Raw genomic sequence first — 13,375 nt, forward strand, 5'->3', positions numbered from 1 at the left:
GGGAGGTTGTGGAGAACATATGAGTGCTCTGAGGCGTCCTGCTCTGTCCCAGGGACCCCTCTCCCCTAGCCCCTCTCCCACCACTGGAGAGGGGAACGCTGGGTGGTGTCCAGGGAACTTGGATATGGGTTGGGTCATGGAGGGATTTAGAGAGGTGGGTTGGGGATGGAGTTGGAGAGGATGAGGGAGGGTGGCCGACTGAGGTAGTGGGAGGACAAGGGCCACCCCCCTGCTGGAGAGGGACCGGTTGGGGGTGTTAGGGGGTTGGATAAGGGTGGGATTGGAGTGGTGGGAGAGGGTAGTGTTATGACTTATTCCCGATTTCCCGGTCCCTTAACAATCGGGAAATCGGGAATTAGGGGCTGTGGGGCTTTGCCTGGCGATCGGGGGTGCAGGGGGCTATGAGGGTGATGAGGAGGAGACGCCTGATCGAGGCTACTGAGGACTGGGGAACTGACCTTGAGGGGCTGGACACTGGCAGCTTGAGGACCTGCGAGGAGGTGGAGGGTATGTGGTGCGTCGTCAATCCCTGCCAGGTATGAGAGTGCCCTGCATATGGAGAGTCGGGGGAGGGGTGAGGTGGAGCGCTGGGTACACATCCAGGGCCGCGTTGCCTGGCTTGCAAAGAGTACACTTATGACTAATTCCCGAATTCCCGGTCTCTTAACAATCGGGAAATCGGGAATTAGTGCGCCGGGGCTCTCCTGCCTACTGGAGAGGGCGATACTCGGCGGCGCTCAGGAGGCAAGATCTTGGAGTGGGAAGTGGTGGGATGTAGAAGGGTGGCAAAGGGACGGAACGTGGTGGAAGGAGGGGCGGGGAGAACTGCTCATCACAAGAGGGTGCACTGGCCACACAGAGGGAGTAAGTCTTATGGTAAATTCCCGATTTCCCGGTCCTTAAAGAATCGGGAAATCGGGAATAAGTGCGCCTGGCACTTGGCATGTGACGCGTTGGGCTGCGGTGTGGACTCTGAGGATGGACTATCAGGGAGGCTGCCCGCTGAGAGGCTGGGTGAAGAGTGGTGAGGGATGCAAGGAGGGGACAGGACTGGTAGCACACCACCGATTGAGCGTGCTCTGCAGCCCCGGTCCCCACCCTGAGCTGCCACAGCAGGAGTGGCAGTTGCTTCCTGGGAAGGGTAGCAGCTGCGTGTCTGGTGCACGGTGGCATGCGGTCCTGAGGCTTGAAGCCCCTACGGCTGCACAGGCAGGGAGTTATGACTAATTCCCGATTTCCCGATCCCTTAACAATCGGGAAATCGGGAATTTCTCTCCGCGCTCCGGGGGCAAGGATGCCCCCCCGGGCTCATCCGGCATAATGGGATGCAGCACATACAGAAGCTTCCTGGAGGTAGTATGTGGGTCGAGAGGTGGATTGTCCCCAATGGGCCCCTGCGGCTGGCTCATGCGTTGCTGTACCTGCGCACTTCGCCCTCGGCGGTGCTGGAGAAGGTGACGGAGGATGCCTGCAGGCGGGCTCTTCGTATTAATGAAAGAGCGGTGCTGCTGCAGGTGCGACAGGAAGGGCAGGGCGTGCGGGTGACCCTCTGGGGCGACGCGCTGGACGATGCGACCGTGGCGGCCGCTGAGGCCGAGGTGAGGCGCATCTTCCTGCTGGACGAGGATCCTGGGGCCTTCTACCGCGAGGTGCCCCTCAGGGATAGGGTGCTGGGCCGGGTGATGGAGGACTACCTCTGGGCGCGGCCCGTGCTGATCGCGGATCCTCTGGAGGCGCTGATGTGGGCGATCATCGGCCAGCAGGTGAACGTGGCGTTCGCGCGCAAGCTGAAGGCCCGTCTGGTGGAGCTGTGTGGGAGTGTCCTGGAGGTGGATGGCGAGCGGTACTGGGTCTTCCCGCCGGCGTGGAGGATCGCCGATCTGCCTGAGGACCTGCTGAGGGGCAACCAGTTCAGCCGGCAGAAGGCCCGCTATATACTGGGGCTGGCGAGGGCTGTGGCCTCGGGGGAGCTGGACCTGCGGGCGCTGGGTGTCCTCCCCGTGGAGGAGGCGATCGCGGAGCTCGTGCGGTTCCTCGGAGTGGGCAGGTGGACCGCGGAGTACGTCCTGATGCGGGGGCTGGGGAGAGCCGATGTGATCCCTGCGGCGGACCTGGGCCTGCGGGCGGTCATGGGGCGGCACTACCTGGGCGGCAGGGTAGCGACGGAGGCGGAGGTGAGGGAGATCTCCGCGGCGTGGAGTCCCTGGAGGGCCTGGGGGGCATGGCTGTGGTGGCTGCACCTGCAGGTGACCAGAGGGGTGTAGATAGAGGGTCAAGATTTTGGTACCCTTCTTGCAAGGATGCTGTGTAAGTCATCAAGGGTATAAGGAGAGGTGTATGCCACTGGTAATCCTGCTCATCATAGCGCTGATCGTGTTCGCGGTGATCATCCTCATCGCCAGCAGCCTGATCGGCCTGATCTTCACGCTGATCGTTGCAGGCATCGTGGGATGGATCGCCGACATGATAGTCCCAGGGGAGCTGCCCTACGGCTGGCTGGGCGCTATCGCGGCGGGGCTGCTCGGCAGCCTCATCGGTGGCCTGCTGCTGGGGAACCTGGGACCTGAGATAGGCGGGATCAGCGTCATCCCCGCGCTGGTGGGCGCCATCATCCTGGCGTTCCTGCTGGAGTGGATCGGCCAGCGAAGGCGCGCCTAGCCAGTCATGTAACTTTGTCCACCAGGAGGGCGTTATATATGTTAGCGCCGGCGGGACCTGCCTGCCGGCAAGTAGTTGCTGTAAGGAGTGAACATGTACCGTAGACTTTCCTTGCTAGTGCTGTTGTGCCTGCTGCTGGTGGCCTGTGGCGGCAGGGGAGGATCCCCCACCCCGACGGTCGGCAGCTCGCCCGACCCCACAAGCTCCGCCGGCCCCCAGGCATCGCCCGCACCTTCGCCGACGGCTGCAGCCTCCGTGGGGCAGCCCTCGCCGACGCCCACAGAGGTCGCCAGCCCCGAGCCCTCACCCACCGCTCGCCCCAGCGAGAGCCCTGCGCCCTCGCCCACACCCACCGCGGTGGCGAGCCCGAAGCCCAGCCCCACAAGCGTCCCCTCGCCGACGCCCACCAGGCCCCCCGGCGACGAGCAGGCGGGATGCCAGCCCGCCAGGGCCCGGGCACTGTACGTCACATCCGACAGCGGCCTCAACCTGAGGGCAGAGCCCAGCACCGAGGCCGACATCCTGCTCACGATGCCCCTCGGGGCACAGGTGCGCGCCATCTGCCAGATATCGGTCGACGGAGAGTCCTGGTACAAAGTGCGCTACGAGGGTCACCTGGGGTACGCCTACGCCAACCTGCTCACCGACGAAGAGCCGCAGCCTCCCAAGCCCGCGCCCACCATACATGTGCCCAGGGGCAGGGCCGCCTCCTGGATGGATAACACCATCCTGTTGGGGATGTATGGCCGGTCCTTCGGGGTGGCACCCATCCTGGGACGCGTAGGCCTGTACCGCAACCTGGACGACATGGCTCGCGACGTCCAGCGCTTCGAGGCGCAGATGCGCCCCTACATAGGCGACAAGCAGGTGCGCCCCGAGATACACCTCATCTACGCGATGGCGGTGCCCTGCTGGGGCGACAGCGACTGCCTGTCGTACCTGGACGACACGGGCGTAGACATCGTCAACACGTACATCAAGCCCGCCCAGGAGCTCGGCTGGCTGGTGGTGCTCGACACCCAGCTGGGCAGCTCCAACCCCGTCGAGCAGGTGCAGCGGATGATCGACAAGGGCTACCTCAAGTACGACAACGTCCAGGTGGCGCTGGATCCCGAGTTCCACGTGGTGCCCGGGCACGACCGACCGGGCATCCCCGTGGGGTCCATCGATGGCTCCCAGGTCAACGCCGTCCAGCAGATGCTCAACGACTACGTCCGTCGCGAGGGCCTGCCCCACAAGAAGGTGCTGATCGTGCACCAGTTCCTGGAGTCGATGATCCAGAACAAGGACACCATCCGGCTGTACCCCGAGGTGGACCTCATCATCGACGCCGACGGTCTGGGCGCGCCCTACATCAAGACGTTCAAGTACAACCTCTTCACCGACAGCTCGCGCTACCCATTCGTGCGCTACAGGGGCATCAAGCTGTTCCCCGAGGGACCATCCACCACCGAGGGACACTTCGACACCCCTCTGATGACGATGCGCCAGGTGTTCGGGTACGCCCCCGTGCCGGGAGGCATCCGGATGCACGTCCCACCCGACCTGCTCATATTCGCCTGACAGGCCATGCCTACCCCCCTCTCCGCTCGGGAGAGGGGGACCCCTCACCGTCCCCCAGCCCACCCCGAGAGGGCAAAGCCTGAGCACATACCCTGTCCTCAGCCCCAGCCTGTCAGGAGCTCCACCCGCATATATCGCATTCCACATACACCTGCACCCATCGCCCAGCCCCAGGCCCTCGGGAGCTCACCCTCCCCGCACCCACCACCTGCGGCACATGGCGATCACCCACCACAAGAGCACCCAAGCCCCTGGCAGCCCAGGGCCTCCACCTGGGATACATATTTGGGATACATATTGACACCTCCCTATCCCATCCATCTCAGCCGTCACCGCCACCACCACGCCCCCAGCCCTTACGTACCCCGCACCCATAGGTATAGGCAGAGCGCTCTCGTACACCTGACCCAGGACATATGGCAGCTTATGCACCTAGCACCCGCAGGTGCAGGCACCATGCAACCAGTGGTCATCGCCTCCGGGACCTTATATGCCCCACAGCCACCTACGCGGCCACCCTTGCCGGCCAACCAGAGGCACTGGCCGCTCGGTGCTCCCCCCACCCTCCGCACCTACGCGGCAACCCTCCCGGCCTCATGTATCACCCCCACGACCAGCCAGGCTACTGGCGCTGCCACGTTACCCATATGCCGGTCACATCTACCACCCCCACGACCCCACGTGCAGGCCTCGTATCTGCTCTGAGGTGCAAGAGGATAAGAGGGTATGGCACCTCAAAGACTCCTACGCGTGCAGTCCTCGTATCTGCTCTGAGGTGCAAGGCAATTGGCAATACGCCCCACCTCCCACAACCCCCTGCACCCCACATCAATAGCCCCAGCCCCAATTCCCGATTTCCCGATTACTTAAGAACCGGGAAATCGGGAATAAGTCATGACACCCTGCACTGCCTGTGGACCCGGTGCACCCCCAGGGGGAGTATCCCTCCCCACAGCAGGCAATCCCTCTACCCCCACTGACCCCCCAGCCCTCCCACCCCCTCAACCCCATGCTCCCCAGACACCACCCTCCCAGGGATGCAAGAGATCTCTCCACCCCCACGCCACTTTTTCCCGAATTCCTGATTACTTAAGGACCGGGAAATCGGGAATTTACCATAACACTTACCGTCCTCTATGTTGACCCAATGTACTCTCCCTGTGCCGAACCCTCAGTCCCAACTGCCCCATCACCTGATCTCACGACCACCGCCAGCCGGAAGTCTAGTAGCAGCTTTCATGGCCTGCAAGCTCTGCCTGCCATCCACTCGCCTCCACCCCACCTTCCAGTCCATCATCCCTGCCAGGACCCAACTGACCCCGCGAGTGCCCACTTCCAGGCATCTGGCCCGCTCCCCCCACCGCTCTTATGGCCCCTGCCGGATCCTCAGGACCACGCATGACGCTGCCACCTTCACCGGTAGCGCCCTTCCAGCAGGGGATAGCTCTCACAGCGCTCTGCGCCCCACCTCCACGATCCCACGTGTCCCATCCCTCCATGCAAGACCACAACCACTTATTCCCGAATTCCCGATTGTTAAGGGATCGGGAAATCGGGAATTAGTCATAACATCTATCCTGCCTTGGGGATCGTAGAGGTTGCCTGGCACTCCCCGTGACCACACCCCTCACATGCACAGGCACCCACGGAGCAGGTGAGCAAGCGGGAGGCAGACCCTTCCAGCCCCTATCCCTTCCCCTTTGCCTTCCAGGGTCCCCTGCCCCGGGAGCTGCCCCGAGGCTCCAGCACCTCCCAGCTCCCCCACGTCCCCTGAGGAGGTGGCTCCCGCATATCCCTCCCCAGCCCTGCACCCCCAGCTCACAATCCTCCGAGCCCTTCCCCGCCAATCCATGACCCCCTTCATGTAGCACCCTTCTTCCCGAATTCCCGATTCTTTAGGGACCGGGAAATCGGGAATTAGTCATAAGTGCTCCCTGCGGGCTTGCACCACGGGGAGGTCTCGAGCACCCAGGTGTGAGGCGTGGGCAGATCCTGCCTCCACTCCATAGGCAGTGGACTCCCAGAGCGTACCCTGCCCCTGTAGTCCCTGGTGCCTGCCATGGCCTTGCACTCAAAGCTCCCAGCTGCGCTACCACACAGCCCCACAGCGGCCTCCCCAACAGCTCGCCCTCAGGGATACCCCACACCCACCACCCTTATTCCCGAATTCCCGATTGTTAAGAGACCGGGAAATCGGGAATTTACCATAACGCTGGATGACTCCCGCCCCCTGCCACAGGTGAGCCGTCCCTGTCCGGCGCCGCCCACCTGTGGCCCGGGCTTCCCGTCCTCCTGCTGCAGAGGGTCTGCAGGGGCAGGATTACTGGCATCTGGAATTGGTCTTCGCCCCTGCGCATCCTCCTCTCAAAGGCAGCAGAGATGGTCCGGGGCACGCCCACATTCCGCCACTGCCCCTCTCCAGAAGTCCTCAGGACTCAGCTCCCACTTGTCCCATCCCAGGCACTTCAGCTCCATGTACGGACCGGTGCCTCGTCGTACGCCCCATCAGGTCTCAGACACCCCTCTCTGGGACCCCCTCCTCGCGAACTCCCCTGGCAGAGCCCAGTCCTCAGGTAGCCTCTCCGTCAAGCGGCCCCCTTCGGACAAATTCCCGACTTCCCGATTGTTAAGAGACCGGGAAATCGGGAATTAGAGCCTGTGCCCTTGCATGGAGTGGAGCCTGGACATGTCGGGGGGTATCTTGACAGCCTGGGCGGAGGGGTGTAGAGTAGGGGCTGGCTGATACCAAACGGGGTATCTAAAACTAAACCCCCAGGTAGAATGCGGAGTTAGCAAGTATTGTCCCCACACGCGTGGGGGTGAACCAGAAAGCCAGTCTTTAGGGATGCGGAATACACCATTGTCCCCACACGCGTGGGGGTGAACCGCCACCGAGACCACGAACCGTGAAGAGCGTCCAATTGTCCCCACACGCGTGGGGGTGAACCGAGCTCACGACCTGGGAGCAGGCGAAATCCCTCATTGTCCCCACACGCGTGGGGGTGAACCGTGGCGTGGCAGGGTGTGGGCACCTCCCGAGACATTGTCCCCACACGCGTGGGGGTGAACCGTACTGTGACGACGACGCCCGCATCCGCGAGGCATTGTCCCCACACGCGTGGGGGTGAACCGGGCTGTGAGCCCAGGTACTGCGCCTGCCACCAATTGTCCCCACACGCGTGGGGGTGAACCGGTATGCGCTCATCGTCTGCTCCTTGTAGTGTGATTGTCCCCACACGCGTGGGGGTGAACCGTCCTCCAGGTGAGCACGCGCCCACAGGGGCCGATTGTCCCCACACGCGTGGGGGTGAACCGGAGGTACGAGATGATCAAGCGTGAATTCCTTAATTGTCCCCACACGCGTGGGGGTGAACCGCGTCCGCGAGCGGCTGGGCATGTCCCAGAACGATTGTCCCCACACGCGTGGGGGTGAACCGGGGCTTGAGATCGGCGAGAGGCAAGCTGTGCCTTCCTCCCCTTGGGTGGGATATAGAGTGTGAGGGTTGTGGCTTGTGGCTGCGGCAGGGGGAAAGGTCATCGCCTGCTGCAGAGGGAGTACTTACGACTAATTCCCGATTTCCCGATTGTTAAGGGACCGGGAAATCGGGAATTTACCATAATGCTGTAGATGAGTGATACCCCGCACCATGGTGGTAGCATCGCCTGAGGGAAGTCCTCATGACCCTGCGCTCAGGCATCCGTCTGTGGCGTTGCTTCCTGCGGAGCACTCTCAGGGTGTAGTTGCGGGCAAGGGGCACCTCTGGCCCTGCCAGGCTTCCGTCCATCGTGGGACAGGCGGCCTCCTCTGGCCCCGACACCTCACTCCCGGGCCACACGCAGGCCTTGATATACCTGTCTCTAATTACTCCTCAGCGCAGGGTCACCTCCAGCCCCCAGGCCCCATGCACCCCTCTCACGACGGACCCCTCCGAAGCAATTCCCGATTTCCCGATTACTTAAGAACCGGGAAATCGGGAATTTACCATAATGCCACTCTCTCCCACCCCTCATAGCACACTCCACTCCCTTCCCTAAGCCCTCCCTATCCTCCATGACCCAACCCTTATCCAGGCCCCTAACGTCCAACCTTCCCTCTCTCCAGCAGGGATGCGCCCCCTGTCCTCCCACTACCTCGGCCGGCCACCATCCCTCCCCATCCCAATCCCATCCCCAAACCACCCTTCTAAACTCCACTGATCCCTACTCTATGACCCAGTCCACTGGACACCACCGAGCGTCCCCCTCTCCAGAGGTGGGAGAGGGGCTAGGGGAGAGGGGGTCCCTGGGACAGAGCAGGACGCCTCAGAGCACTCATATGTTCTCCACAACCTCCCTGGATGGCACCATGGCACAGCTTTGTGGGGGGTGGTGAGGCCATGGAGAGGAGGAGGGGAACCCCAGACGATCCATGATCGTCCGGGGACCCAGGAGGGGCGGCGACTCCCGTCCCCCTCCTCTCCATGAATCCCCCTTACACCACTGCGTGGTGGAAGATCCACAGAGGAGAGGCTTGGAGAGATCACTCTCCATGAGAGGAAGCCCCCCTCGCCACTGAGTGGTGCTCCTCCACCAGGAGGAGTGCGTGAGAGGGTACTCTCCATGAATCCCTAACACACCCAGCCCTGGGTGATCCACCCTAGGGAGAGGTCATGGAGAGGAGGGGCGGCGACTCCCGTCCCCCTCCTCTCCATGAATCCCCCTTACACCACTGCGTGGTGGAAGATCCACAGAGGAGAGGCTTGGAGAGACCACTCTCCATGAGAGGCACCCCGCCTGGGGCAGTCCCCCGGAGGGGGGCGGGGGGAGGGAGTGCCCCCTCGGGGGCATTACAGGGTATCATAGACCTGTAAGGGGGGAAACACCTTGAAAGATCGCAGCAGATTCGTAATTGGCCTCACCGGTAACATAGCCTGTGGCAAGTCCACCGTCAGCGGGATGCTTGCCGAGCTCGGCGCGCGGGTGCTCGACGCCGACCTCATCGCTCACGAGGCGCTCGTGCCCAGCACCTCCACTTACCAGCGGGTGGTCCAGGAGTTCGGCAGCGACATCCTCAGGACCGACCTCAGCGTGGATCGCGCCGCGCTGGGGAGGATAGTGTTCGCGGATCCCGACGCCCTTCGCAGGCTGGAGCGGATTGTGCACCCCTACGTCGTGGAGCGGATATCCCATGAGGTCTCGGGGAGCCCGGGAGTGGTGGTCATCGACGCCATCAAGCTCTTTGAGAGCGGGCTCGACTCACTGTGCGACGAGGTGTGGGTCGTCACCTGTACACCCGAGCAGCAGCTGGAGAGGCTGCGTGCCAGGAGTGGGCTCACCAGGGAGGAGGCGCTACGGAGGATCAACGCCCAGCCTCCTCAGGGGGAGAAGGTCCGCAGGGCTGATGTCGTCATCGACAACTCGGGGAGTGTCGAGGATACAAGGCAGCAGGTGCTCGCCCAATGGGAGAGGATAGCTGAGAGGTTGGCTACGTAGGGCACGGCAACCACGCGCCGTGCCCCTGGTGTTATCGCTCTGAGGATCGGGGCTTGCCGGAGGGGCGCCCACCCCTGGAGGGCTTGGATCCCTGGGATCCGGAGGCCACCGCCAGCTTGCCCGACTGCCTGGAGGATGGCGTTTCACCCGTCAGGACAGCGCGCCTCGAGAGGCTTATCTTGCCGTTGCGGTCTATGTCCGTCACCATCACGGTGATCTCGTCGCCCAGCTTGACCACATCCTCCACACGGTTCACCCGCGTATCGGACAGCTCGCTGATGTGCACCAGACCGTCCTTGCCGGGCGCCAGCTCCACGAACGCCCCGTAGGGCATGATCCCTACCACCTTGCCGGTGTAGACCTGCCCCACCTCTATGTCGCGGGTGAGCATCTCGATGCGCCGCCTGGCCTCCTCGGCCCCCTCGGCGTTCGTCGAGTAGATCAGGATCGTGCCGTCGTCCTCGATATCGATCTGGGACCCCGTTGCATCGGTGATCGCCCTGATCGTCTTACCGCCGGGCCCTATCACCGCGCCGATCTTCTCGGGGTTGATCTTCATCGTGAGGATTCGCGGCGCGTACCCGGAGAGGGTACTGCGGACCTCGGGTATCGCCTCCAGCATCTTGCCCAGGATGTACATCCTGCCCTCGCGCGCCTGCTCGAACGCCTCCCTCATGATGTCGAAGGTTATGCCGGTGGTCTTGATGTCCATCTGCAGGCCTGTGACGCCCTTCTCGGTGCCCGCCACCTTGAAGTCCATGTCTCCCAGCGCGTCCTCGATGCCCTGGATGTCCGTCAGGATCACGTACTTGCCGTCCGGGCCCGTGACCAGGCCCATCGCCACGCCGGAGACCGGCGCCTTGATCGGCACGCCAGCGTCCATCAGCGCCAGCGTCGAGCCGCACACGCTGCCCATCGAGCTGGAGCCGTTGGAGCTGACCACCTCGGAGACCACGCGGACCGTGTAGGGGAACTCCTCCTCCGAGGGCATGACCGGCAGCAGGGACCTCTCCACCAGGGCGCCATGGCCTATGTCGCGCCTGCTGGGGCCTCGCAGCGGCCTGATCTCGCCCGTGCTATATGGCGGGAAGTTGTAGTGGTGCATGAAGCGCTTGGATTCCTCCATGCCCAGGTCGTCGAGGATCTGCTCCTCGCGCCTGGTGCCCAGCGTCACCACGCTTATGATCTGGGTCTGGCCGCGGGTGAAGAGCGCCGACCCGTGTGTCCGCGGCAGGAGCCCCACCTCCGCCGAGACTGGGCGAATCTCCTTTGGGCCCCTTCCGTCCGGGCGAACGCCCTCGTTCAGTATGCGGTTGCGCACCTCTTCCTTCAGGAGCGTCTCGAACTCGCGGGCCACGGCTCCCGTCAGGTCTGCGGGATCCGCCACGTCGTCGCTGATCATCGCCGCGATCAGGTTGGCCTTGACCTCGGCTATGGCCTCCTCGCGCAGCACCTTGTCCGGGTTGTTCACGGCCTCCTTGAGCTTGTCGCCCAGCCACTCGCGCACCCGGGCGGTGAACTCCTCGTCCACCTCGGGGACGTCGAAGTGGTGCTTAGGCTTACCCGCCACAGCCACCAGCTGCTCCTGCAGCTTTATGGTGTCCTGCAGCATCCTGTGACCGAACTCCACCGCGCCCAGCATGACCGACTCCGGCAGCTCGTGCGCGGAGCCCTCCACCATGATCACGGCGTCCTTCGTGCCCGCCACCGTCAGGTCCAGCAGGCTCTCCTCCCGCTGGTCGGCGGTGGGGTTGAGTATGTACTCGCCGTCTATGTACCCCACTCTCGCCGCACCCACGGGCCCCAGGAAGGGGATGTCCGAGATGCTCAGGGCCGCGCTGCCGCCGATTATCGAGAGGAGGTCGGGCTCGTTCTGCTGGTCGGTGCTGAGCACCGTGGTGATGATCTGTACCTCGTACTTGTAGCCCTTCGGGAAGAGAGGGCGCAGAGGGCGGTCGGTCAGCCTTGCGGCCAGCGTTGCGTTCTCCGAGGGCCTGCCCTCACGGCGGATGAAGCCCCCAGGGATCTTGCCCGCCGCGTACATCCGCTCCTCGTACTGCACCGTCAGCGGGAAGAAGTCCATGTTGGAGGGTGCGTCCGCCCTCACGGCCGTGGTAAGGACCACGGTATCTCCGTACTGGACCAGCACAGCTCCGTGTGCCTGGCCAGCTATCCTGCCTGTTTCTATAGATAGTTTCCGTCCTGCCCAGATAGTCTCAAACTTGCTAATCATCTTCGCGTTCCACACCTCTATGAAAAGCCCAGGGCGACTGGCCCTGGGCTCCGTTATTGCGATATAAGTGGCACAGGGTTATCTCCTGATGCCAATTGTCTCTCGTAGACCTAGAGCTCGCACCACCTCGCGATACTTCTCCAGGTCGTGCCTGTAGAGGTATCTCAGAAGGCGCCTCCTCTGCCCCACCAGCTTGAGCAGGCCCCGACGCGAGTGGTTGTCGTGCTTGTGCTCCCGAAGGTGGTCCGTCAGGTGCTGTATCCTCTGGGTCAGCAGAGCCACCTGCACCTCCGTGGAGCCGGTGTCGTTGTCGTGCCTCTTGAACTGCTCTATTACCGACGCCTTGTCGGTTGCCTCCAAAGTCATTCTGCCTCCTAAACTTTATGTATAATCTTCCTCTAATCAACTCAGTATATCAGAAATCGTTCGAGAATTTTCAAGAGAATCCTCGACCTCCGGAGCGCCTCCCTCGAACATCCTCCTGGTCGCCAGCAGCGTCACCACCCCCACCAGGGCACCGAACCACAGCGTGCAGAACCTGATGAGCAGCGTGGCGGCCACAGCCTCCGGCACCGTAACAGCCCCGGGCATGACGAGCAGCAGCAGCCCCGTCACCGAGGCATCTGCCACCCCCAGCCCACCAGGCATCAGCGAGGCCGAGCCCAGCAGGGTCGAAGCCCCCAGCACGAACGCCGCCGTCACCAGCAGTCGCCAGGAAGCCTCCTCTCCTAGCCCCGCCAGCACCAGGAAGAACGCCAGACACTCCCCCGACCAGGAGATTATGCCGATGGCGACCGCAAGCAGCAGGGGCCTGGGCGCAAGTAGCCTCCGGGAGCTCTCGTACAGCGCCACCACATGATGGGTCCGCTCCCTCACGAAAGGCACCATCCCCGCCAGCGCCATGGTCAGCGACCTGCCGCTCTCCGTGACGAACACGAACACCAGCAGCGCCGCCCCAAGAGCTATGAGGCCTAGCATCGCACCCCCCACATGGAAGAGATAGAGCCCTCCCAGGCTGAGGACTATCAGAGCTACCCCGTCCGTGAGCCTCTCGGCCATCACCACCGGCGCAGAGACGCTGACAGGCGTGCCGGCCACCCTCCTCAGCAGCACGCTCTTGAGGAGCTCCCCCACCTTGCCGGGCGTCATGGCCATCGTCAGCCCCGACAGGAAGATCGCCACGCTGTGCGAGAGCCTGATGCCCCTGACGCCTATCAGGCCCAGGTAGTAGTGCCACTTGAGGAAGCGCAGCACATAGTTGAAGAGCGTCAGCCCCAGGATCAGCGGCACAAGCTCCCACCTGAAGGTCTCCAGGGTGCTCGCCAGCTTCCGCAGGTCCGTCAGCATCACCAGGACGAGCACGACCAGCAGGCCAAGCCCAAACCCCAGAAGTAATCGCCCCCTTAGGGCCCTCACACTCGCAGAGACGTTACCGTCGCTCACAGATCG

At 63.3% G+C, this 13,375-nt stretch carries 12 protein-coding genes and 1 CRISPR repeat array; of the genes, 5 read left to right on the forward strand and 7 right to left on the reverse strand.

What is annotated here, in order from left to right:
• Positions 1-410: 410 nt before the first annotated feature.
• The 4 genes from TTER_RS16210 to TTER_RS09055 all read left to right on the forward strand — a co-directional run bounded on the left by TTER_RS16210 (position 411) and on the right by TTER_RS09055 (position 4,221).
• On the forward strand, positions 411-542 hold the full coding sequence (locus TTER_RS16210) for a hypothetical protein (RefSeq protein ID WP_277422771.1): 132 nt from the start codon (positions 411-413) through the stop codon (positions 540-542).
• Positions 543-1,358: 816 nt separating this feature from the next.
• Entirely contained in the window at positions 1,359-2,264 is a 906-nt protein-coding gene (locus TTER_RS14810; protein ID WP_012875719.1) for a DNA-3-methyladenine glycosylase family protein, read from the forward strand.
• A 73-nt stretch (positions 2,265-2,337) separates the two neighbouring features.
• Positions 2,338-2,658, forward strand: coding sequence for a GlsB/YeaQ/YmgE family stress response membrane protein (locus TTER_RS09045; RefSeq protein WP_012875720.1), 321 nt, complete (start codon positions 2,338-2,340; stop codon positions 2,656-2,658).
• A 93-nt stretch (positions 2,659-2,751) separates the two neighbouring features.
• Positions 2,752-4,221 carry an SH3 domain-containing protein gene (locus TTER_RS09055; protein WP_012875721.1) on the forward strand — a complete coding sequence of 490 codons (1,470 nt, stop codon included), beginning with the start codon at positions 2,752-2,754 and terminating at the stop codon, positions 4,219-4,221.
• 186 nt (positions 4,222-4,407) lie between these two features.
• On the opposite strand, the gene TTER_RS09060 is transcribed toward TTER_RS09055, so the two are convergent.
• The 4 genes from TTER_RS09060 to TTER_RS15785 all read right to left on the reverse strand — a co-directional run bounded on the left by TTER_RS09060 (position 4,408) and on the right by TTER_RS15785 (position 8,006).
• Entirely contained in the window at positions 4,408-4,653 is a 246-nt protein-coding gene (locus TTER_RS09060; protein WP_041424440.1) for a hypothetical protein, read from the reverse strand.
• A 791-nt stretch (positions 4,654-5,444) separates the two neighbouring features.
• Complete coding sequence (locus TTER_RS09065; protein ID WP_041424317.1) at positions 5,445-5,720, reverse strand: hypothetical protein; 276 nt, start codon at positions 5,718-5,720, stop codon at positions 5,445-5,447.
• A gap of 418 nt (positions 5,721-6,138) precedes the next feature.
• Positions 6,139-6,327, reverse strand: a complete 189-nt coding sequence (locus TTER_RS09075) for a hypothetical protein (RefSeq protein WP_012874478.1) — start codon at positions 6,325-6,327, stop codon at positions 6,139-6,141.
• Positions 6,328-7,019: 692 nt separating this feature from the next.
• Positions 7,020-7,658: direct repeats of the CRISPR family, unit length 29 nt; unit sequence ATTGTCCCCACACGCGTGGGGGTGAACCG.
• Between the two features lie 174 nt (positions 7,659-7,832).
• Positions 7,833-8,006 carry a hypothetical protein gene (locus TTER_RS15785; protein WP_169302662.1) on the reverse strand — a complete coding sequence of 58 codons (174 nt, stop codon included), beginning with the start codon at positions 8,004-8,006 and terminating at the stop codon, positions 7,833-7,835.
• Between the two features lie 1,078 nt (positions 8,007-9,084).
• Between TTER_RS15785 and coaE the strand changes: the two genes are divergently transcribed.
• On the forward strand, positions 9,085-9,693 hold the full coding sequence (gene coaE / locus TTER_RS09085) for a dephospho-CoA kinase (protein ID WP_012875726.1): 609 nt from the start codon (positions 9,085-9,087) through the stop codon (positions 9,691-9,693).
• Positions 9,694-9,724: 31 nt separating this feature from the next.
• Here coaE and pnp read toward each other — a convergent pair whose 3' ends face one another.
• From pnp to TTER_RS09100, 3 genes are all read right to left on the reverse strand, one after another.
• Positions 9,725-11,926 (reverse strand): polyribonucleotide nucleotidyltransferase, encoded by a 2,202-nt coding sequence (pnp, locus tag TTER_RS09090; protein ID WP_012875727.1) that lies wholly within the window; start codon positions 11,924-11,926, stop codon positions 9,725-9,727.
• Between the two features lie 78 nt (positions 11,927-12,004).
• Entirely contained in the window at positions 12,005-12,292 is a 288-nt protein-coding gene (rpsO, locus tag TTER_RS09095; protein WP_012875728.1) for a 30S ribosomal protein S15, read from the reverse strand.
• 36 nt (positions 12,293-12,328) lie between these two features.
• Complete coding sequence (locus TTER_RS09100) at positions 12,329-13,369, reverse strand: lysylphosphatidylglycerol synthase transmembrane domain-containing protein (RefSeq protein ID WP_012875729.1); 1,041 nt, start codon at positions 13,367-13,369, stop codon at positions 12,329-12,331.
• Positions 13,370-13,375: the final 6 nt, after the last annotated feature.

The organism is Thermobaculum terrenum ATCC BAA-798, from assembly GCF_000025005.1.
GTDB classification, from domain to species: Bacteria; Chloroflexota; Chloroflexia; order Thermobaculales; family Thermobaculaceae; genus Thermobaculum; species Thermobaculum terrenum.